Origin of the sequence: Pseudomonas sp. M1 (assembly GCF_022760135.1) — a bacterium.
GTDB classification, from domain to species: Bacteria; Pseudomonadota; Gammaproteobacteria; order Pseudomonadales; family Pseudomonadaceae; genus Pseudomonas; species Pseudomonas citronellolis.
The window spans coordinates 3839296-3860612 of the sequence record NZ_CP094343.1 but is presented as its reverse complement, the minus strand read 5'-3'; the positions used below and the strand labels follow the sequence as shown (position 1 = coordinate 3860612).

General features: G+C 68.5%; 20 protein-coding genes, 1 tRNA gene and 1 pseudogene. 18 read left to right on the top strand and 4 right to left on the bottom strand.

Features of this window, described 5'->3' with window-relative positions; translation table 11 throughout:
- The first annotated feature begins 28 nt into the window (after positions 1–28).
- The 18 genes and pseudogenes from PM1_RS17055 to PM1_RS16970 all read left to right on the top strand — a co-directional run bounded on the left by PM1_RS17055 (position 29) and on the right by PM1_RS16970 (position 18261).
- Positions 29–892 carry an alpha/beta fold hydrolase gene (locus tag PM1_RS17055; protein WP_009619899.1) on the top strand — a complete coding sequence of 288 codons (864 nt, stop codon included), beginning with the start codon at positions 29–31 and terminating at the stop codon, positions 890–892.
- The gene (locus PM1_RS17050) at positions 889–2292 is read left to right on the top strand and encodes an amidase (RefSeq protein ID WP_024128394.1); all 1404 of its coding nucleotides are present in this window, start codon (positions 889–891) and stop codon (positions 2290–2292) included. The genes PM1_RS17055 and PM1_RS17050 overlap by 4 nt, the downstream gene beginning before the upstream one ends.
- A gap of 141 nt (positions 2293–2433) precedes the next feature.
- Entirely contained in the window at positions 2434–4356 is a 1923-nt protein-coding gene (locus PM1_RS17045; RefSeq protein ID WP_009619901.1) for a propionyl-CoA synthetase, read from the top strand.
- 64 nt (positions 4357–4420) lie between these two features.
- A pseudogene (locus tag PM1_RS17040) lies at positions 4421–5424 on the top strand (quinone oxidoreductase family protein).
- Positions 5425–5605: 181 nt separating this feature from the next.
- Positions 5606–6598 (top strand): AraC family transcriptional regulator, encoded by a 993-nt coding sequence (locus PM1_RS17035; RefSeq protein ID WP_009619907.1) that lies wholly within the window; start codon positions 5606–5608, stop codon positions 6596–6598.
- Between the two features lie 135 nt (positions 6599–6733).
- Entirely contained in the window at positions 6734–7963 is a 1230-nt protein-coding gene (locus PM1_RS17030) for a styrene monooxygenase/indole monooxygenase family protein (RefSeq protein WP_009619909.1), read from the top strand.
- Positions 7964–7968: 5 nt separating this feature from the next.
- Positions 7969–9156, top strand: coding sequence for an OmpP1/FadL family transporter (locus PM1_RS17025; RefSeq protein WP_009619911.1), 1188 nt, complete (start codon positions 7969–7971; stop codon positions 9154–9156).
- A 14-nt stretch (positions 9157–9170) separates the two neighbouring features.
- On the top strand, positions 9171–9662 hold the full coding sequence (locus PM1_RS17020) for a flavin reductase family protein (protein ID WP_009619912.1): 492 nt from the start codon (positions 9171–9173) through the stop codon (positions 9660–9662).
- A gap of 170 nt (positions 9663–9832) precedes the next feature.
- Positions 9833–10201: a VOC family protein gene (locus tag PM1_RS17015; protein ID WP_009619913.1), complete on the top strand. Its 369-nt coding sequence runs from the start codon at positions 9833–9835 to the stop codon at positions 10199–10201.
- A gap of 70 nt (positions 10202–10271) precedes the next feature.
- On the top strand, positions 10272–11300 hold the full coding sequence (locus PM1_RS17010) for a ring-hydroxylating dioxygenase ferredoxin reductase family protein (RefSeq protein WP_009619914.1): 1029 nt from the start codon (positions 10272–10274) through the stop codon (positions 11298–11300).
- 10 nt (positions 11301–11310) lie between these two features.
- Complete coding sequence (locus PM1_RS17005) at positions 11311–12636, top strand: M20 family metallopeptidase (protein ID WP_009619915.1); 1326 nt, start codon at positions 11311–11313, stop codon at positions 12634–12636.
- Between the two features lie 12 nt (positions 12637–12648).
- Entirely contained in the window at positions 12649–13386 is a 738-nt protein-coding gene (locus PM1_RS17000) for an aspartate/glutamate racemase family protein (RefSeq protein WP_009619916.1), read from the top strand.
- A gap of 13 nt (positions 13387–13399) precedes the next feature.
- Complete coding sequence (gene iaaH / locus PM1_RS16995; protein ID WP_009619917.1) at positions 13400–14842, top strand: indoleacetamide hydrolase; 1443 nt, start codon at positions 13400–13402, stop codon at positions 14840–14842.
- A gap of 29 nt (positions 14843–14871) precedes the next feature.
- On the top strand, positions 14872–15618 hold the full coding sequence (locus tag PM1_RS16990; RefSeq protein ID WP_009619918.1) for an SDR family NAD(P)-dependent oxidoreductase: 747 nt from the start codon (positions 14872–14874) through the stop codon (positions 15616–15618).
- A 34-nt stretch (positions 15619–15652) separates the two neighbouring features.
- A complete protein-coding gene (locus tag PM1_RS16985) occupies positions 15653–16612 on the top strand; it encodes a VOC family protein (protein WP_009619919.1) in 960 nt (319 codons plus the stop codon).
- Entirely contained in the window at positions 16609–17445 is an 837-nt protein-coding gene (locus PM1_RS16980; protein WP_009619920.1) for an alpha/beta fold hydrolase, read from the top strand. Before PM1_RS16985 ends, PM1_RS16980 begins: the two co-directional genes overlap by 4 nt.
- A gap of 4 nt (positions 17446–17449) precedes the next feature.
- On the top strand, positions 17450–17875 hold the full coding sequence (locus PM1_RS16975) for a lipocalin-like domain-containing protein (protein ID WP_009619921.1): 426 nt from the start codon (positions 17450–17452) through the stop codon (positions 17873–17875).
- A 312-nt stretch (positions 17876–18187) separates the two neighbouring features.
- Positions 18188–18261, top strand: a tRNA-Cys gene (locus tag PM1_RS16970).
- Positions 18262–18361: 100 nt separating this feature from the next.
- On the opposite strand, the gene PM1_RS16965 is transcribed toward PM1_RS16970, so the two are convergent.
- The 4 genes from PM1_RS16965 to PM1_RS16950 all read right to left on the bottom strand — a co-directional run bounded on the left by PM1_RS16965 (position 18362) and on the right by PM1_RS16950 (position 20234).
- Positions 18362–18736 carry an integrase gene (locus tag PM1_RS16965; protein ID WP_024128396.1) on the bottom strand — a complete coding sequence of 125 codons (375 nt, stop codon included), beginning with the start codon at positions 18734–18736 and terminating at the stop codon, positions 18362–18364.
- Positions 18737–18931: 195 nt separating this feature from the next.
- Positions 18932–19216, bottom strand: a complete 285-nt coding sequence (locus PM1_RS16960) for a hypothetical protein (RefSeq protein ID WP_009619924.1) — start codon at positions 19214–19216, stop codon at positions 18932–18934.
- 395 nt (positions 19217–19611) lie between these two features.
- Entirely contained in the window at positions 19612–19917 is a 306-nt protein-coding gene (locus PM1_RS16955; RefSeq protein WP_009619925.1) for a helix-turn-helix domain-containing protein, read from the bottom strand.
- A 2-nt stretch (positions 19918–19919) separates the two neighbouring features.
- Positions 19920–20234, bottom strand: coding sequence for a type II toxin-antitoxin system RelE/ParE family toxin (locus tag PM1_RS16950; RefSeq protein ID WP_009619926.1), 315 nt, complete (start codon positions 20232–20234; stop codon positions 19920–19922).
- Positions 20235–21317 lie beyond the last annotated feature (1083 nt).

The window sequence follows — 21317 nt, the reverse complement described above, 5'->3', positions numbered from 1 at the left end:
GCCGGGTCACCTTCCCAGGGGAACCCCCATGCCGCAGATACCCGGCTCCAGCAGCCATTTCGTCACGCTGGACGGCGTGCGCCTGCACTACCGTCTGGTCGAGGGCCCCAGCGACCGCCCGCCGGTGATCTTCACCCACGGCGGCGGCCCGGGCTGCACCGCCTGGAGCAACTTCCGCCTCAGCGCCGCGGCCTTCTGCGCGCGGCACCGCTGCTATTTCCTCGACCTGGCGCAGTTCGGCCAGTCCGCGATGGTGCCGGTGCAGGGCCCGGTCTTCAGCTGGCACGCGCGCAAGCTGCTGGGCTTCATGGATGCGCTGGGCATCGCCCGGGCGCACCTGGTCAACCAGTCCTTCGGCGGCTGCGTGGCGATCCGCTTCGCCGCCGAGCATCCCGAGCGCGTCGGCAGCCTGCTGCTGATCGGCTCGCAACCGGTGGAGCGTGGGGTGATGCAGCCGCTGCCGCTGTTCAGCAAGCACGCCGCCGGGCTGATAAGCGACTACTACCTGGCCGACGGCGGGCCGAGCCTGGACAAGATGGCGGCGCTGATGCGCCGCTACGAACTGCATGACGACGCCCGCCTCGACGAGGAGACCCTGCGCCTGCGCTTCGAGGCCAGCGCCAACCCCGGCTTCATCGCGCTGCTGCAGACCCCCGGGGCCTTCGGCGAGTGGGAGAACCTGATGCCGGTGTTCTCCCGGGTGCTGGCGCCGACGCTGATCTGCTGGGGGCTGCACGACTGGTTCGGCGGCGTCGACGTGCCGATGCTGATGCTCAACCAGTTCGCCGACGCCCGCCTGCACGTGCTGGGCAACCTGGCGCACCACCTGCAGAGCGAGGCGCCGGACGAGTTCAATGCGCTGGCGCTGACCTTCATCGGAGGGCACGAATGAACGCCTCGAGCGAACTGCACTACCTGGAAATGTACGAGCTGTCGCGGCTGATCCGCAGCGGCAAGCTGTCGCCGGTGGAGGTGGTCGAGGCGCAGCTGGCGCGCATCGAGCGCCTGGAGCCGCAACTGCACAGCTACGCCTGCGTCACCGCCGAACTGGCCCTGGAACAGGCCCGCCAGGCGGAGCGCGAGCTGATGCGCGGCGAATGCCGCAGCCCGCTGCATGGCATCCCCATCGCGGTGAAGGACCTCTTCGACACCGCCGGGGTGCCGACCTGCGCCGGCATGCCGCTGCTGCGCGGCCGCGTGCCGCAGCAGGACGCCACCGTGGTCGCGCGCCTGTGCGAGGCCGGCGCGGTGCTGCTCGGCAAGCTGCAGATGACCGAGGGCGCCTTCGCCATCCACCACCCGAGCCTGGTCGCGCCGAACAACCCCTGGCATGCCGGGCATTGGGCGGGCGCGTCCTCCAGCGGCTGCGGGGTGGCCACCGCCGCCGGGCTCTGCTACGCCTCGCTGGGCAGCGACACCGGCGGTTCGATCCGCTTCCCCTGCGCGGCCAATGGCCTGACCGGGCTGAAGCCGACCTGGGGGCGGGTCAGCCGGCATGGCTGCTTCGAGCTGGCCGCCAGCCTCGACCACATCGGCCCTATCACCCGCAGCGCGCGCGATGCGCTGTTCCTGCTGTCGACCATCGCCGGCCACGACCCGCAGGACCCCACCTCGCTGCCCAGCGTGTGCCTGGAGATTCCCGGCCTGGACGAGTCGTTCCAGGGCCTGCGCATCGGCGTGGACGAGGCCTGGCTGAGCGACGGCGTCGACCCGCTGATCCAGCGGGCGCTGCAACAGGTCATGGAGATCGTCCTGCAGGGCGGCGGCAAGCTGCTGCGCGTGCGCATGCCCGACACCCGCGCGGTGAGCGCCAACTGGGAGGCCCATTGCGGCGTGCAGACCGCCGTCGCCCATGCCGCCACCTACTCGCAGCACGCAGCGGAATACGGGCCGGCGCTGAGCCGCCTGATCGACGGCGGGCGGGCGCTTTCGGGCATGGACTACCAGCGCATCCTGCTCGCCGCGCAACGCTTCACCGGCGAGCTGGAAAGCCTGCTGACCCAGGTCGACCTGCTGCTGGCCCCGGTGCAGCCCTACGCGGCGCCGAGCCACGAGCAACTGGCGGCCCTGGCGCTGGACGCGGAGGCCAATCGCCGGCTGATCCAGTTCACCGCGCCCTTCAACGTCAGCGGCCATCCGTGCCTGAGCCTGCCCTGCGGCTTCACCCCGCAAGGCCTGCCGCTGGGGTGCCAGTTCATCGCCGGCAAGGGCGGCGAGGCCGTGCTGTGCCGGGCGGGCATGGCGCTGCAGAAGGTGAGCGACTGGCACCGCAGGCACCCGCCGGGCATCTGAGCGCTTTCTTGCGCTGCCGGGATAAAGGCCCCGCCCACGGGAGTGTGCGGGGCAAGGGCGGTTCATAAGATCGGGCTGAGCCTGCGGCGCCGTGTTTCTCGCGGCGGGTACGGGCCCGGATGCAACCCAGAGAACAACAAAATGAACGAAATCCATGCGTGCCCCAGCGCCGGGCAGAAAGACGACAGCCACTACCGCCAGGAGCACCGCCGTTCGCTGGCGGAGCCGCGGGCATTCTGGGCCGAGCAGGCGCGGCACCTGCACTGGCACCGCCCCTGGGACGAAGTGCTCGACGAAAGCCGGGCGCCCCTGTACCGCTGGTTCGCCGGGGCCGAGTTCAACACCTGCTACAACGCCCTCGACCGCCACGTCGAGGGCGGGCGCGCCGAGCAGGCCGCGCTGATCTACGACAGCCCGGTCAGCGGCCGCTGCGAAACCTACAGCTACCGCGAGCTGCGCGACCTGGTGGCGCGCTTCGCCGGCTGCCTGCGGGCGCTGGGCGTGGAGCGCTCGGACCGCGTGGTCATCTACATGCCGATGGTGCCCGAGGCGCTGATCGCCATGCTCGCCTGTGCGCGGATCGGCGCGGTGCATTCGGTGGTGTTCGGCGGCTTCGCCGCGCCGGAGCTGGCCAAGCGCATCGAGGACGCGCAGCCGAAGCTGGTGGTGACGGCCTCCTGCGGCATCGAGCCGACCCACACGCTGGCCTACAAGCCGCTGCTGGACCAGGCCATCGTGCTGTCGGCGCACAAGCCCGCGCACTGCATCCTGCTGCAGCGCCCGCAGCTGCGGGCCGAACTCGTTCCCGGGCGGGACCTCGACTGGCAGGCGGCCATGGCCGCCGCGCAGCCGGTGGACTGCGTGCCGGTCGCGGCCACCGACCCGCTGTACGTGCTCTACACCTCCGGCACCACCGGCAAGCCCAAGGGCGTGGTGCGCGACCACGGCGGCCATGCCGTGGCCCTGCATTACTCGATGCGCGCGGTGTACGCGGCGAAGCCGGGCGAGGTCTTCTGGGCCGCCTCCGACGTCGGCTGGGTGGTCGGCCATTCCTATATCGTCTATGCGCCGCTGCTGCTCGGCTGCACAACGCTGCTCTACGAAGGCAAGCCGGTGGGCACGCCGGATGCCGGGGCGTTCTGGCGGGTGATCGCCCAGCACCGCGTCAGCACCTTCTTCACCGCGCCCACCGCGCTGCGGGCGATCAAGAAGGAAGACCCCCAGGGCGAGCGGCTGCGGCACCACGACATCGGCTGCCTGCGGGCGCTGTTCCTCGCCGGCGAGCGTTCCGACGCCGACACCATCGCCTGGGCCCAGTCGCTGCTCGGCGTGCCGGTGGTCGACCACTGGTGGCAGACCGAACTGGGCTGGCCGGCCATCGCCAACTGCCAGGGCATCGAGGCGCTGCCGGTCAAGCCGGGCTCCTCCAGCGTACCGGTGCCGGGGTTCGACCTGCAGGCGCTCGACGCCGAGGGCGCGCCGGTCGCCGCCGGGCAGATCGGCAACCTGGTGCTGAAGCTGCCGTTGCCGCCGGGCACCCTGCCGACGCTGTGGAACGACGTGCAGGGTTACCTCGACAACTACCTGGCGCGCTACCCCGGCTACTACCTGACCGGCGATGCCGGCTACCTCGACGCCGACGGCTACGCCTGGATCATGTCGCGCATCGACGACATCATCAACGTGGCCGGCCACCGCCTCTCGACCGGGGCGATGGAGGAGGCGCTGGCCGGGCACGCGGACGTCGCCGAATGCGCGGTCATCGGCGTCGCCGACCCGCTCAAGGGGCAGTTGCCCCTGGGCCTGGTGGTGCTCAAGGCCGGCGTCCGGCGCCCGGCGGAGGACCTCGAACGGGAGCTGATCGCGCGGGTGCGCGAGCAGATCGGCGCGGTGGCCTCGTTCAAGACCGTGCTGATAGTCGCGCGCCTGCCGAAGACGCGCTCGGGCAAGGTGCTGCGCTCCACCATGCGGGCCCTCGCCGATGGCCAGACGCCCGTGGTGCCGGCGACGATCGACGACCCGCGGGTGCTCGACGAAATCGCCGCGGCGCTGGGCAAACGCTGAAACGTACCCCGGCGGAGGTTCCCGCAAGGGAGCGTCCGCCCCACCTTCGAAGGGGAGGAGAGACATGGGCCTGCACACGGGCAGAGTCATCCGCATCGACCAGCCGGGCGGCCCGGAGGCGCTGCGCGTGGTCGAGGTCGCCGTCGGCGAGCCCGGCCCGGGCGAGGTGCGTATCCGCCACCACGCCGTCGGCGTGAACTTCCTCGACATCTACCAGCGCAAGGGCCTGTACGGTCTGCCGTTCCCGCTGCAGCTCGGCATGGAAGGGGCCGGCGTGGTCGAGGCGGTCGGCGCCGGCGTGGAGCACCTGCGCGCAGGCGACCGCGTGGCCTACGCCGGCTTCCCGCCGGGCGCGTACTGCGACGTGCGGCTGATGCCGGCGATGACGGTCTGCCGGCTGCCGGACGCGATCGGCTTCGAGACCGGCGCGGCGATGATGCTCAAGGGCTGGACGGCCTGCTACCTGCTGACGCGCTGCCCCCGGTGGAAGGGCTGCACCCCGGCGATAGCGTGCTGTTCCATGCGGCGGCGGGCGGCGTGGGCCTGATCGCCTGCCAGTGGGCGAGGGCGCTCGGCCTGCAGCTGATCGCCACCGCCGGCAGCGACGAGAAGTGCCGGCTGGCGCTGGAGCATGGCGCCGCGCACGCGATCAACTACCGCCGCGAGGACTTCGTCGAGCGGGTGCGGGAAATCACCGGCGGGCGCGGCGTCAAGGTGGTGTACGACTCGGTCGGCCGCGACACCTTCGAAAAGTCCCTCGACTGCCTGGCGCCGTTCGGGCTGCTGGTGGCCTATGGCGACGCTTCCGGCCCCGCGCCGGCCATCGCGCCGCTGCAACTGGTGAGCAAGGGTTCGCTGTACCTCACCTACCAGGGCCTGTGGCACCACGTGTCGAGCCGTGAACGGGCCCAGGCGCTCAGCGACGAGCTGTTCGCCAGGGTGGCGCGGGGCGACGTGCGGATTCCGGTCATGCAGCGCTATCCGCTGGAGCAGGCCGCCGCCGCGCACCGTGACCTGGAGGCCCGGCGCACCTCGGGTTGCATCGTGTTGTTGCCGGCGGGCGCCTAGTTCCATCGCCCGCCGGTTTTCTGTAGCTCCTTATGTAGCTCCTTGGTTTGCCCGTGCCCTTGGGCACGGGATTTTTTTCCAGCCCATACCGGGCAGGGCGCTTCGCGGGGTAGGGTAGGCGCGTGCGGGCCGGCGCGGCGAAGCGGGAACCTGGCATGGCGATTTCCCTTGGGAGGCGAAGATGACGACAGTGCCCGACAGCTGCCACCTGAACCGCGATGCGCTGCTGCATTCGCAGGACCTCGACGAGACGCGCCGGCTGGTGGCCTCGGTGTTCTGCGAGCACCGCCTGGAGCTGCGCCAGGCGGCGACGCGCCTGGACTACCGGCACCAGCACCTGCGTACCGAACAACTGAGTTTCAGCAGCATGCGCTACGGCGCCGAGGTGCACATCCGCCCCGGCGAGCTGGGCTCGTTCTACCTGGTGCAGCTGCCCTTCGCCGGCCACGACCGCCAGCGGATCGGCCGCCGCGAGCTGCTCAGCGATAGCCTGCACGGCAGCATCCACGCGCCTGACGAGAGCCTGGAGATGAACTGGAGCGGCGACTGCCAGAAGCTGGTGGTGCGCATCGAGCGCGGCGCCCTCGAACGGCACGCCGGCGCGCTGCTCGACCACGACCTGCGCCAGCCCCTGGCGTTCCATCCGCTGATGGACCTGCGCAACCCCGCCGGGGCGGTCTGGGGACAGACGGCGCGGCAGCTGTTCGACGTGCTGCAGCGTGCCCCGCAGCTGTTCGAGATGCCCCTGGTCAGGGCGCAGTTCGAGCAGACGCTGATGACCACGCTGCTGACCTGGCAGCCCAATACCTTGAGCGAGCGGCTCGGCGAGCCCTCGGCCCAGGTCCTGCCGCGCCACGTCAAGCGGGCCGTCGACTACATCCAGGCCCACGCCGAGCAGCCGATCAGCGTGGAGACGCTGGCGGCCATCGCCGGCGTCAGCGGCCGCTCGATCTACCACGGCTTCCAGCGCTTCCTCGGCGTCAGCCCCATGCGCTACCTGCGCGACGTGCGCATGGAGCGCGTGCACCAGGACCTCAAGGACCCGCGCCAGCCCGCTCGGGTGACCGAGATACTCGCCCGCTGGGGCTTCTTCCAGTTCGGCCGCTTCGCCATCGAGTACCGCCAGCGCTACGCCGAGACGCCACGCCAGACCCTGGCCCGGGGCCGTGCCTGAGGCCCCCGCGAGCTTCTTGCAGTATTCGCATGATCGCTGCAGGGCCTGCATATTCGCTGTATCCGCCTTGCTCCACATTGACGGCCGTGGCTGCACCCGCAGCCACCGCCAAACTTGATGATGGAGTAGGACCGCATGAGAAGAATAACTATCGTCGGTGCCGGACAGGCCGGGCTGCAACTGGGCATCGGCCTGCTCAAGCAAGGCCATGACGTCACCCTGGTCTCCAACCGCAGCGCCGCGGACATCGCCGCCGGCCGGGTGCTGTCCAGCCAGTCGATGTACGACATGGCCCTGGGCTTCGAACGCGAGCTGGGCCTGGCTTTCTGGGACGACAGCTGTCCGCCCACCGTGGGCGTGCACATGCGCGCCGGCAACGCCGAGGGCCTGATGGTCGACTGGCGCGCGCCGATGAAGGCCCCCGGCCAGTCGGTCGACCAGCGGATCAAGATGCCGCGCTGGATGCACGAGTTCGAGCGCCTGGGCGGCCGGCTGCTGATCGAGGAGGCGGGGCTGGAGGACCTGGAGCGCTACGCTGCCGCCTCAGACCTGGTGATAGTCGCCAGCGGCAAGGGCGAGATCGGCAAGCTGTTCGAGCGCGACGCCGAGCGCAGCACCTTCGACCGCCCCATGCGCACCATCTCGCTGACCTACGTGCACGGCATGCTGCCCCGCGAGGACTACAGCGCGCTGAACATCAGCATCAACCCCGGCATCGGCGAATACGTCAACTTCCCCTGCCTGACCTTGAGCGGGGCAGGGGACATCATCAACCTCGAATGCATCGAGGGCGGCCCGATGGACCGCTGGGCGGAAGTCAGCACGCCGGCGGAACACCTGGCCCTGGCCGTGGAGCTGATCGAGCGCTTCTTTCCCTGGGAGGCCCCGCGCTGCCGCAACCTGCGGCTGACCGACGACCTTGGCATCCTGGTCGGGCGCGTCACGCCCACCGTGCGCAAGCCCATCGGCTACCTGCCGTCCGGGCGCACCGTGCTGGGCATGGCCGACGTGCTGGTGCTCAACGACCCCATCACCGGGCAGGGTTCGAACAACGCCAGCAAGTGCGCCCGCGTCTACCTGGACGCCATTCTCGAACAGGGGCAGGCGCCCTTCGACGACGCCTGGAAGAACGCCACCTTCGAACGCTACTGGGACTACGCCCAGTGGGTCGCGCGCTTCACCAACACCCACCTGCTGCCGCCGCCGGAATCGGTGCTCAAGGTGTTCACCGCCTGTGCCGCCGACCCGGCGCTGGCCGCCGCCGTGGCCAATGCCTTCGACGACCCGAAGAGCCTGGCGCCCTGGTACTACGACAGCGCCGAGGCCGAGCGCTTCATCGCCTCCTTCAGCGCCGCGCGAGGGTGACCGCCATGCCCGTACAGCACAACAAAGCGGCCGGCGCGCTCGTCGCCTGCCTACTGCCGCTGCAGGCCGCCTGGGCCACCCAGGGCACCTTCCCGCATGGCTACGGCGTCAAGTCCGAGGGCATGGGCGGGGTGGTCATCGCCCTGCCGCAGGACTCGCTGGCCGGCGCCTCCAACCCGGCCGGGATGGTCGCGGTCGGCGACCGCCTGGACGTCGGCGCCGCCTTCCTCAAGGCCGACAACGGCGCCGAGTTCGCCGGCACCACGATCAGCGGCTCCAAGGACCGGGACCTGTACGTGATCCCGCAGTTCGGCGCCAACAAAATGCTCGACGACGTCAGCAGCCTGGGCATCTCGGTGGTCGGCAACGGCGTGGGCACCGCCTACGCCCGCGACGCCGACTTCGGCGGGCTGCGCAACCCCGGCTCGCAGTTCCAGCAGATGGTCGCCACCGCCAGCTACGCGCGCAAGCTCAACGAGCGGCACAGCGTCGGCGTGGGCCTGATGCTGCTGCGCCAGGTGCTGGACATCGACGGCACCGCCAGCATCGGCCTGCCCCAGGGGCGCGACGAGTCCTATGGCGCCGGCCTGCGGCTGGGCTGGATGGGCCAGCTGACGCCTGAGTGGAGCCTGGGCGCCAGCTACGCCACCCGCGGCTACATGTCGAAGATGCACCGCTTCGACAAGCTGCTGGCCGATGGCGGCGACCTCGACATGCCGTCCAACTGGGCCCTGGGCGTGGCCTGGAAGCATGGCCCGCTGACCCTCGCCGCGGACATGCAGAAGGTCTACTGGAGCGACGTCAGGTCCCTCGGCAACCCCGGCGTGAGCCGCGCCACGGGCGCCCCCGGGGACTCCGACGGGCCTGGCTTCGGCTGGCGCGACCAGCGCATCTGGCGGGTGGGCGCGGCCTGGGACCTGAACCAGCGGCTGACGCTGCGGGCCGGCTACAACGACGCCAACCAGCTGCTCGATGGCCACGACACCTACCTGGGCATCCTGGCGCCGGCCGCCAACCACAGGCACGTGACCTTCGGCGGCACCTACCGCTTCACCGGCGGCCACGAACTGTCCCTGGCCTACGCCCGTTCCTTCAAGGACAAGGTGGAAGGCGAGGGCGCCGGCCCGGATGCGGTCACCTCGCCGTACATGGGCCAGCACTGGCTGTCGGTGAGCTACGGCGTGGCGTTCTGAGCGGAGGCATTGCCATGATCGAAAGAGCCCAACTGCGGCAGGCCCTCGGCCAGTTCGCCACCGGCGTCACCATCGTCACCACCCTGGACGGCGAGAGCTGGCCCATCGGCGTCACGGCGAACAGCTTCAACGCCGTTTCGCTGGAGCCGCCGCTGGTGCTGTGGAGCATCAGCAAGTCCGCCTACAGCTACCCCGCGTTCGCCGGTTCCGAGCACTTCGCCGTGCACGTGCTGGGGGAGGGGCAGCGGGCGCTGTCCGACCGCTTCGCCCAGGCCTCGACGGACAAGTTCGCCGGCCTGGAGGTCGGCACCGGCGTGGGCGGCGTGCCCTTGCTGCCGGGCTGCCTGACGGTGTTCGAGTGCGCCACCGAGCACCGCTACGACGGCGGCGACCACCTGATCCTGGTCGGCCGCGTGCTGCGCATGGCAGCGCCCGAGCCGGACATGCGGCCGCTGCTGTTCCACCGCGGGCGCTACCAGGACCTGGCCCACGCGCAGAGCGCCTAGCGGGCCCGCACGGCGGCCCGGGAGGGGCCGCCGTTTCTCCTCCTGCGGCGCTGGGTTTATTTGCGCTGGCGGGATAACCGGGGAACCCATTGGAGTGTGGGCGCCACCCCCGGTTCCTATGATCGGGCCATGACAACGAAAGACGCCCTGCCTGCTCCGGAGGCCTTGCAATGATTGGATACACGCTGTTGGGCAGCAACCACCTGGAACGCGCCCGCGCCTTCTACGGCGCCTTCCTCGGCGCCATGGGCGCCACCGCGCTGCTGGAGTCCCCGCGCCTGAGCCTCTACGGGCGGACCCCGGAGCAGCCGATGCTGGGCGTCTGCACGCCCTATGACGAACAGGCCGCGCAGCCGGGCAACGGCAACATGGTCGCCCTGGCGGCCGGCTCCCGCGAGCGGGTGGAGCAGCTGCACGAGCTGGCCCTGGCGCTGGGCGGCAGCGACGAAGGACGGCCCGGCGAGCGTTTCCCGGGTTTCTACATGGCCTATTTCCGCGATCCGGACGGCAACAAGCTGGCGCTCTTCCACAAGGACTGAGCCGGCGGGCCGGACCGCCGCCGGCGCGCCGGGCCACCGCACCATCGACGTATCCCGTGGGACCCCACTCATGAAAGACCAGACACACCAAGTCACCGTGAACTTCTCCGACGGCGTCAGCCGCAGCTTCAGCGTCGCGGCCGACGCCAGCATCCTCGACGCCGCCCTGAAGGCGCAGGTGCCGCTGCTGTACCAGTGCCGTTCCGGCAGCTGCTCCAGCTGCATCGCCCACCTAGCCGACGGCGAGGCGGTCACCCGCCCCGGCGCCAGCTCCACCCTGCTGGCCAGCGAGTACGCCGCCGGCCAGCGCCTGCTGTGCCTGTGCCAGGCACAAACGGACTGCACCTTCGAGCTGGCCTACGGCAGCGAGGTCGGCTCGGGCGCGGCCGGGGAGGTGCATGCCTTCGTCGACTCGGCCGAGCGTATCGCCAGCAACGTGGTGCGCCTGCGCCTGGAACTGGCCGAGGGCGAATGCCTGGACTTCCGTCCCGGGCAGTTCATGCAGATCCAGGTGCCGGGCTTCGAGGTGCTGCGTAGCTACTCGCCGTCCAGCACCCCCGCCGACCTGCCGAAGCTGGAGTTCCTCATCCGCCTGCTGCCCGGCGGCGCCATGTCCAGCTACCTGGAAGAGCAGGTCAGGCCCGACGAGGTGCTGACCCTCAGCGGCCCCTACGGCGCCTTCTTCCTGCGCGAGGAGAAGCGCCGCGCCCCGCACATCTTCGTCGCCGGCGGCACCGGCCTGGCGCCGATCCTGTCGATGATCGACACCCTGCACAAGCTCGGCGGGCGCAAGCCGCCGATGCTCCTGAGCTTCGGCTGCGCCACCCCGGAAGTGCTGTTCGGCCTCGGCGAGATCGAGCTGCGCAAGCAGTGGCTGCCGAGCCTGGAAGCGCGCATCTGCGTGGACCGCGAGCCGCGCGAGGGCCTGCACCACGGCAGCCCGGTCAGCGCCCTGCGCGAGGGCGACGTGAGCGGCCCGGACTGCGTGGCCTACCTGTGCGGCCCCCAGCCGATGATCGATGCCGCCACGGCGCGGCTGATCGAGCTGGGCGTCGCCCCCGAAAACATCTTCAGCGAACAGTTCGTCGCTAGCCACTGAGGGCGCCAGCATGCAACCCACCACCTCCATGCCGTTCTCCGCCGAGCAGATGAAATGGTACGAGCAGGCCTGCGCCAGGCTCGACGCCAGGCGCCTGCAGGACCTGCTGTTCGCCATCACCGACATCCACAGCCCCACCGGCTCGGCCCGGGCCGTGGGCGAGTTCATGACCGCCCACCTGAAGCAGATCGGCATGCCCGCCCGCTACCAGCCGATGAGCTTCACCAGCGGCAACGTGCTGGGCGAACTGCGCGGCAGCGGCGGCGGCGCCAGCGTGATGCTGTACGCGCCGCTGGACACCCACCTGGAATGCGACGAGGCCGAGAAGCTGCTGACCGGCGAAGCCGGGCAGGCCGACATGCTGCCCAAGGCCCAGCAGGTCGACGACTGGGTGTTTGGCCTCGGCGCCTCCAACCCCAAGGGCATGATCGCCACCCTGACCGAAGTGGCCACCGCGCTGATCGAGGCCGGGGTGCCGCTGACCGGCGACCTGCTGCTGGGGCTGGCCGACGGCGGCATGCCGGTGGACATCTCGGCGCGCCAGCATTCGGGCATGTCCAACGGCGTGCTGCATCTGCTCAACCGCGGCGCCGCGCCGGACTTCGCCATCATCATGAAGCCGTGGAACTGGGTGTACCACGAGGAGCCGGGCATGGCCTGGTTCAAGCTGCGCGTCTACGGCAGCCTCGGCTATGCCGGGGTGCCGCGCGGCACCCCGGGCTTCCGCAGCTCGGTGGTGCCGGCGGCGGCGGTGGTCGGCGAGCTGGAGCAATGGATCATCGACTACGCCGAGCGCAACACCTCCGGGGTGGTCAAGCCCCACGGCTGGATCGCCGGCATCCGCGGCGGCGACGTCGAGCGCCCGGCGTTCCCCTCGGCGGTCACCGAAATCTTCTTCGACGTGCGCATCAACCCGCGCAGCAGCCCGGGCGACGTCAAGGCGCAGTTCGCCGCATTCGTCCGCGACCTGCAGGCGCGGCGCCCCGACCTGGAACTGGAGTGGGACATGTACGGCTCCGTGCCCGGCGGCAGCACCGACCCGCAGAACTGGATCGTCCAGTCGTGCAAGCGCGGCTGGGAGCACATCGAGCGGCGCCCGCACGGCACGCCCGACTGGCTCGGCGGCCAGACCGACGGCGCCGCGCTGCGCCGCTACGGCGTGCCCACCGCGCGCATCGGCTGGCCGTGGCCGGCGCAGGGCGCGCCCTTGCCGGTGGCCGAGGGCCTGGGCGGCATGGGCGCGACCTACGTGCCCGACCTGATGCCCTGCGCGCGCAAGATCCTCTACGCGCTGATCGATACCCTGACCCGTCCACGCCAGCAACTGGGCCTCTGAGGGAGAACGCAGATGCGCAAGCGCGTGAAAATGATCTTCCCCGTGCCGCTGAGCGAGCAGACCCGGCCCCTGGTCGAGTCCCAGCTGCCGGCTGCGTTGCAACGCCCGGACATCGAGGTGTGCTTCGTCGGCGCCGGCAGCGTCTCGACCCTGGCCGACAGCTACTACGACATGGTGCTGATGGAGCTGGCGGTGATCGAGGCCGGCATGCGCGCCGAGGAGGAGGGCTTCGATGCCGTGTGCATCAACACCGTCAGCGATTCGGGCCTGGCCGCGCTGCGCGCCCGGCTGTCGATCCCGGTGCTGGCGCCGGGGCAGAGCGCCTTCCACCTGGCCTGCGCCCTGGGCCACAAGTTCAGCGTCCTGACCATGTGGCCGCGGTGGTTCCCGCTGTACCGCAAGACGCTCAGGGAGTACGGCCTCGAATCGCGGCTGGCCTCGCTGCGCTCCATCGACGTGCGCCCGGACACCGAGGCCCTGCTGCAGGGCAAGGAAGAGGTGGTCTTCGCCAAGCTGCTGGACGCCGCCCGGCTGGCCATCCACGAGGACGGCGCCGAGGTGATAGTGCTGGGCTCCACCACCATGCACCAGTCCCACGCCTTCCTCAGCCAGCACCTGGACGTCCCGGTGCTCAACCCCGGCGTCATCGCCTACAAGCTGTGCGAGGTGCTGCTCGACCTCGGCCTCGCCCACAGCAAGCTTGCCTATCCCAGTCCGGAGCGACTCAAGGACGAGGCGTTCAGCCGTTGAACGGAGCCACCGCATGAAACTCTTCCAAGACTCCCCGAGCCTTGCCGACCTGACCATCGCCGAAGCCGTCACGGCGTTCCTCGATGGCGTACTGAGCAGCACCGAACTGGTCTGCGCCTGCCTGGACCGCGCCGAGGACGGCCGCGAGCTGAACGTCTACGTCACCCTCAACGGCGACGGCGCGCTGGCCGAGGCCAAGGCCGCCGACGCCGCGCGCCGCGCGGGGCGGCGGCAGAAGCCGCTGTCCGGCATTCCCATCGTGGTCAAGGACAACATCCACGCCGCGGGCCTGCCATGCACCGCCGGCACGCCGGCGCTGGCCGGCTTCGTCCCGCGCCAGGACGCGCCGACGCTGCAGCGCCTGCGCGACGCCGGGGCGATCCTGCTGGGCAAGACCAACATGCACGAGCTGGCCTTCGGCGCCACCGGCTACAACGCCGCCTTCAACACCGGCAGCCAGCCCGGCGTGCGCAACGCCTACGACAGCGAGCGCATCGCCGGCGGCTCGTCCTCCGGCAGCGCCGCGGCACTGGGCGCGCGCATGGCCCTGGCGGCGCTGGGCACCGACACCGGCGGCTCGATGCGCATCCCCTGTGCGCTCAACGGCTGCTCCTCGCTGCGCCCCAGCGCCGGCCGCTACTCCAGCGAAGGCGTGATCCCCATCGCCCGCAGCCGCGACACCGTGGGGCCCATGGCCCTGTGCATGGCCGACGTCGCCCTGCTCGATGCCTTGATCAGTGACGAATACGCGTTGCCGCCGGTGAGCCTGGACGGGCTGCGCCTGGGCATCGTCGAGGACTTCTGGAGCAACCTCGACGACGACGTCCGCGAGGTGGCCGAGGCCGCCCTGGCGAAGCTTTCCAGCCATGGCGTGAGCCTCGTCGAGCTGCCCGGGACGCGCCTGCAGGAACTGAACCGCGCCGTCGGCTTCCCGGTGGTGATCCACGAGGCCTACGACTCGATGGTCGCCTACCTGCGCGACGAGGGGCCGGGCATCAGCATCGAGGAACTGGCCCGGGACATCCACAGCCCGGACGTGCGCGCCATCTACGAGCAGTGGGTGCTGCCGCGCAAGGCGCCGGGGAAGGGCGGGCTGGTGGACGTCGCGCCGCTCTACGAGGCGGCGCGGAACACTGCCCGCCCGGCGCTGAAGGAGCACTACCAGGACTTGTTCGAGCAATACCGGCTGGATGCCCTGGTGTTCCCCACCACGCCCATAGTGGCGCCGCCGGCCAGCAACCAGGTCAACCTGCCGGAGTTCTTCGAGCGGCTGATCCAGAACACCGAGCCGGCCGCCAGCGCCGGCCTGCCGGGCATCCAGCTGCCCATCGGGCTGGGCCCGCGCACGGGGCTGCCGGTGGGCCTGGAACTGGACGCGCCCTTTGGCTCGGACCGCCGCCTGCTGGCCGTGGGCATCGCCCTCGAAGCCGTGCTCGGGCGCATCCCGCCGGCCTGACGCCGGCCGCTTTCCCTGGAGGAGCAAGCATGAATCTGGACAACAAGGTGATAGTCGTGACCGGCGGCGGCAGCGGCATCGGCCGCGAGGCCTGCCTGGCGCTCGCCAGGGCGGGGGCCCGGGTGGTGCTGGGCAACCGCGATGCGCAGGCGGGGGCGGAAGTGCTCGATGAGATCGCGGCGGCCGGCGGCCAGGCGCTGTTCCTGGCCACCGACGTGTCCCGCCCCGCCGACTGCCGCGCGCTGGTGGCGCTGGCCGTGGAGCGCTACGGGCGGCTCGACGGCGCCTTCAACAACGCCGGCCTGCAGCGCGCGTTCCACGACATCCACGAAACGCCCCTGGCAGAACTCGACGAGGTGGTCGACATCAACCTCAAGGGCGTCCTCTACATGATGAAGTTCGAAGCCGAGGCGATGCTGCGCACCGGCGGCGGCTCCATCGTCAACAACGCCTCGATCTTCGGCCTCAAGGCGATGCCGCGTACCGCCGCCTACGTGGCCGCCAAGCACGGCATCGTCGGCGCCACCCGCGCCGCGGCGCTGGACTACGCGACCCGCGGCATCCGCGTCAACGCCCTCTGCCCCGGGCCGATCAAGACGCCGAGCTTCGACCGCGTCACCGGCGGCGACGACCACCTGTACGACGACGGCGTGCCCATGCGGCGCATCGGCCAGCCCGGGGAGGTGTGCGCGGCGCTGCTGTGGCTGCTTTCCGGGCAGGCCTCCTACGTCACCGGGGCCACCCTCTCGGTCGATGGCGGGATGTCGGCGGAATGACACACACATGGACCAGCGCAGGAGAGGCGCAAGCATGATCAGGGCACTGAGCTACGTGATAGTCGGCACACCCAACCTGCCGGCCTGGCAGAAGCAGGCGGCGGAACACATCGGCCTGCAGGTGGAGGTGGTCGAGCCGGGGCGCTGCGTGCGCCTGCGCGCCGACCAGAAGGTCCAGCGCCTGCTGCTCGAAGCCTGCGAAGGCGAACCCAGCATGGGCATGGGCTTCGAGGTCGGGGACGCGGAGGAACTGGAGCAGGCCGCCCAGGCGTTGACGGCGGCGGGCTACCCGGTGACCCGCGGCACGGCGCAGGAGAACGCCCTGCGCGGCGTCGCCGGGATGCTGCATTTCCGCGACCCCGACGGCGTGCGCATCGAGGTGGCCTGGGGCCTGGCCGACGCCGCCAGCCCCTTCGTGCCGGGGCGCCCGCTGGGCGGTTTCCGCACCGGCGAGCTGGGCATCGGCCACGTGGCGCTGATCACCGCGCACTTCGAGCAGATGTGCCACCTCTACAAGGAGGTGCTGGGCTTCAAGGTCAGCGACCGCGCCCGGGCGCCGTTCCGCGTCGAGTTCCTCCACGTCAACCCGCGCCACCACACCCTGGGCATCGCCCACACCGGCGGGCCGGCGAAGATCTACCACATGATGCTGGAGTACAACGACTTCGACGACCTCGGGCGGGCCTACGACATGGCGCTGGCCGACCCCGAGTGCATCGGCGTCACCCTCGGCCGGCACATCAACGACCACGTCACCTCCTTCTACCTGAAGAACCCCGACGGCTGGATGTTCGAACTCGGCTGGGCCGGGCGCACCATCGGCCCCGACTGGGAGGTGGAAGAACTGCAGGGCATGAGCCTGTGGGGGCACGACCGCACCTGGCTGCCGCCGGACAAGCGCGAGGAGGCCAGGCAGATTCTCAAGCGCCTGGCCGCGCAGGGCATGCGTGCTCCCGTCGTTACCACCAGCCAGACCGCAAAGGCCAGACAATGACTACCCGGACATCGCCAGAAATCGCCAACAGCCTTCGCATCGGCGACTGCACCATCAACTACCACGACCAGGGCAAGGGCGAACCGATCCTGCTGATCCACGGCTCCGGCCCGGGCGTCACCGCCTGGGCCAACTGGCGCGGGGTGATCCCCGAACTCTCCGCGCGCGCCCGGGTGATCGCCCCGGACATGATCGGTTTCGGCTACACCCAGTGCCCGGCCGGCCGCCGGCTGGACCCCGAAGCCTGGGTCAACCAGCTGACCGGCCTGCTCGACGCCCTGGACATCGCCAGCGTCTCGGTGGTCGGCAACTCCTTCGGCGGCGCCATCGCCCTGGCCCTGGCCCAGCGCCACCCGCAGCGGGTGAAGCGCCTGGTGCTGATGGGTTCGGCGGGGCTCTCGTTCCCCATCACCGAGGGCCTGGAGAAGGTCTGGGGCTACCAGCCCTCGCTGCAGGCCATGGGCGAGCTGATGGGCGTGTTCGCCTACGACCATTCGCTGATCAACGACGACCTGGTGCGCATGCGCTACGAGGCGAGCATCCGCGACGACGTGCAAACGCGCTTCGCGCGGCTGTTCCCCGCGCCGCGCCAGCAGGGCGTGGAGATGCTCGCGCTGCCCGAGGCGGCGCTGCGCGAGCTGCCCCAGCAGACCCTGCTGATCCATGGCCGCGACGACCGGGTGATACCGCTGGAGGTCTCCGAGCGCCTGCTGCGCCTGATCCCCCATGCGCAACTGCACGTGTTCGGCGAGTGCGGGCACTGGGTGCAGATCGAGCGGGCGCGGGACTTCACCCGCCTGTTGATCGACTTCCTCACCAATGCAGCGGAGTGACCGCATGAACGCAACAGACATCCACGGCCGCTGGGAAATCCTCGCCTGGGAACAGCTCTACGACGACGGCCGCGTGGTCCACCCGATGGGCGTGGAACTGGAGGGCTTCATCGAATACGGGCCGCACGGCATGTTCTGCGTGGTCGCCAGGAAGAACCGCGAGCCGTTCCGCAGCGGCGGACAATGGTCGGCCAGCGACGCGGAGAAGGCCGCCGCCTACGGCAGCTACCTGACCTACGCAGGCGGCTACGAAGTGCAGGGCGACACCGTGCTGCACCACGTGCGCCACAGCCTGTTCCCCAACTGGGAGGGCGGCAGCCAACGGCGCATCGCGCAACTGGAAGGCGACGTCCTGGCGCTCAGCGCACGCCTGGAGGAGGGCACCCCCGAGGCGCGTACCGCCAGGTTGCTGTGGCGGCGGGTAGGGTAGCTGCCGCCGTTTCGATCCTGTTCCAGCAGAGTGCCCATCTTCGCCAGGGTGGGCGCTCGGTGCCGGATGGCCTGCCGCAGCTATTCGGGGTTGCGTCGAGTTTGTGGCCTTCATGGGCCCGCTTCCGCCCCTGCAGCCGGCAATGAAGAAATTTAATCTCAGGTGTTGCCAGCCTTGTCCCATTAGTCCATAATCCCGCCCATCGAAAGCGCAGAGCGATGAAAACTCTGTGTAATCAATAGGTTAGAGCTTGAAATAAAGCCAGGCCGAACAGAATTGCAGCAAGCCGCAGCGCGGTTTGCCAGGTTAAAAGGCTGAGTAGCAGAGTGGTTATGCAGCGGATTGCAAATCCGTGAACGCCGGTTCGATTCCGACCTCAGCCTCCAATAGAAAAGCCCCGTAGATCAAGGTCTACGGGGCTTTTTCTTTGCCTGCTGTAAGCCCGGCGATTTCCACTATTTCAGAATCATTTCCACTATCCGCGCGTCAACGTGTCGGGCTGACAACCTCGCCGACACGCCGATAAACGGTCTTCGTAATTTGCTCCTTGGAGTGCCCGAGTAGTTTGCTGGCGTCGGTCAGGTCATCGATTTCGCTTGCCGCCTTCGGTTGGATATCGCTGAACCTGAACTGCTTGATTCGATGGGCGAGGGGAGAGTCTCCAGCATCGATCGCAGCCTGCATGGCGGCCGCTCTAGACTCCTGCCACCGATTGCGCAACATGGCGTAGCTCAACCGCACCCCGTCGGGGTTGGTGATCAACCGTGAACTCGTGATGCCGGCCAACTTGCGGCGCTCCAGCAGGTCATCAATGAAGGTGCCCAGCCCAGTACGCTGGCCGGTCAGGTAGGTTAGGTCCATTGCGTCGCGTACCATCGTCACCGTAAGCCGCTGTCAGTATCGTGTGTCGCGGATGTCCTTCATCCGGCTCCGCCGGAAGATCGAACGCACCTATCCGGTGCTCAACATCCTGTCGCTGATAATCCTTCAGGACGTCCTGGAAGAGTTCGGTGTAGGTTTCGGGATTGAACCCTACGATGACCGCCATCCTGGTGATCAACTCACCAGGCGATATAGACGTTCGGTGCCGAGGTCAGCCAAGGCCTTGAGCCCTTCGCTGCTGACATCGCTCTGGAATACTTCCGGGAGGGTGTTGAAGAGGATCTCGTTCTGAACAGCCATGGCGCGGACTTTGGCCAGGTTTCGGCGCAGGGCGTCGTATTCTTCACCGATCACGGGTAGGCCAGATAGGGTGCTATCGGCAGGCACGGCCTCTTCTAGCTGGCGTAAGGTCTGCACGATCTCGGTGAAGGGCTGCTCGTTGAGCAGCGAATCCGGCACTTATCGCACAATTGGCCGAGAGCGGCCATGGCACGCTTGATGTCCTCACGAATCTTGGCCTTTTGGGCAAGCTCTTGTTGCTGATGCTGCTTGCCGGCCTTCTGGCTGTCCAATTTGAGGGCTGCTGCCAACTGGGCGCACGAGGTCGAAATGCTCAGCGCCAGGCTGAGCATCGCCACCCTGGCGAAAGGAACCTTCGTGCGAGCCATGCGGCTCTCCCGAGCAAACTACGGGCCAAAGGTGGCACTACAATTTAATGTGAGGCTGCTATGGCCGGCTCTACAACGGATTCAGAGCCGGGGCAGGGCGGTCATCAGCTCAGAGCAGAGCCGGGAGGGAAGGGCTGGCAGAAACGAAAAGCTCGGCACTAGGCCGGCGCGGGGGCAGCGGAAGAGTTAGTCTTCTCGCGGGCCGCCATTCAGGGCAGCTAGAACATGGACCGGATCATTATCGATGGCTCGGAGCAGCGCGCGAGCAGGCCCCTCGGGATCGCGGCGCCCTTGCTCCCAATTGCGCAGCGTGCCGACAGCAACATTGATTTTCCGGGCGAATTTGGCCTGGGACAGGCCAGTGGCGCGGCGGATTTCGCGAACCTTCACGGCGTCGATGTGGAATTCGCGGGAAGGTTGACGTTCGCCGCGCACGATCTCGTCCATCTGGGTCACGCTTTCGACCAGTTCAGCGAAGAGTTCTTTGTCCATGGCTATCTCCAGTTCTCAACGATCTGCCGAAGTACCTTTTTCTGATCGGCAGTCAGGTCCTCCTGCGATGTCTTGTCATAGACCAGCAGGAATGCAATTTGAGAGGCGGATGTGAAGTGGTAGTAGATGACCCGGGCGCCGCCTCTTTTCCCGTGGCCATTGGCAGCAATGCGAATCTTGCGCACGCCACCTGTGCCTTCAATGACTGCTCCGGCGTCCGGGTGGAGCGTTAGGTCTTCCTGAAGCTTGCGATAGGTCTCATCGTCTACTAGCGCGAGAATCCGCTTCGTGAAGACTGGCGTTTCGATGAAGATCATCCGTTTCTTCGTGCGTCATTGGCGTATGGCAAACTGTAGCTAATAGTGGCACTAGATTCAATGCTGGCTTTCTGTGCAGCTACTCAGGATCGGATTTGGCTTCCTGGATTGCCAGATCGGCCATGGCGCCTGCCATGGCGTCCGCGTTCTCGATCAGCGTCTCCAGATGGAGCTTCACGGCGTTCGAGGTTTCGGTTGAGCCTGGTTGCTCAACCCAAATCGCCAGCTCCTCGACAGCCGAGCCGATGGCGTTGATGTTCAGGTTGAGGCGGTAGAGTAGGGCGGGGAGGGGGAGTCGGCCATGGCAACCTCCTGGGCAGAGGTTTCAGCGTAGACCTTTGGCTAGAGGCTGGGCCTGCCTGGCCCTGAATGCAGGGTAAATTCGGCTGAAGCCCGCATGGTTGCTGGATCAGCACTTGGCCCAAACCTCTGGGCCTAGGTTCTGTACGAAAAGTACTGCCGTAGACAGCGCAGGCTGACCGACGGAGGCCGTGATTGGCTCGACCAGCAAATCCGCAAGGTCACGCTGATCGCGGATAGCTCGGTTGACCGCAAGGACTTCGAAGTCAGATGCATGCAGGCGTTCGGGCTGCCGGGCCAGCTCCGGCTGATCTACCCACAAGCGGCCTAACCCCAAGCCCAACGAAAAGCCCGCCTAGCGCGGGCTTCGTCGTTTCTGGCGATACGTTCTTTAAACCTGATTAAAAGCCGGGTTGCGGATCAAGAGAGAAGCTATGCCCTGTAGCTCTCACAGCTACAAGGTTCGGCGAGTGAATTTTCGCCCTTTCCAAAAGACACTGGGCGCATACCGAAGCGAAAGTGAAGTACACGGCAATGAGCGTCACCCCCTGTAGGGTTTTGTCCTGGCAGGTCGTGACGGCACGATTTGCTCACCGGCCAAAAAACAAACCCCCGAGAGCTGGCCGGCTCACGAGGGTTTCTATTTCCACCCCTTGTCAGACCCAAGGAGCAGAACATTCGTGGATCTTAGCAAGATCATTCGCGAGGTGCGAATCATGACTGACAAGCTGTCGCCGCCGCGCTTCTGGGCGCTCTGGCTGATCGGCATCATGCTTGCTGCTG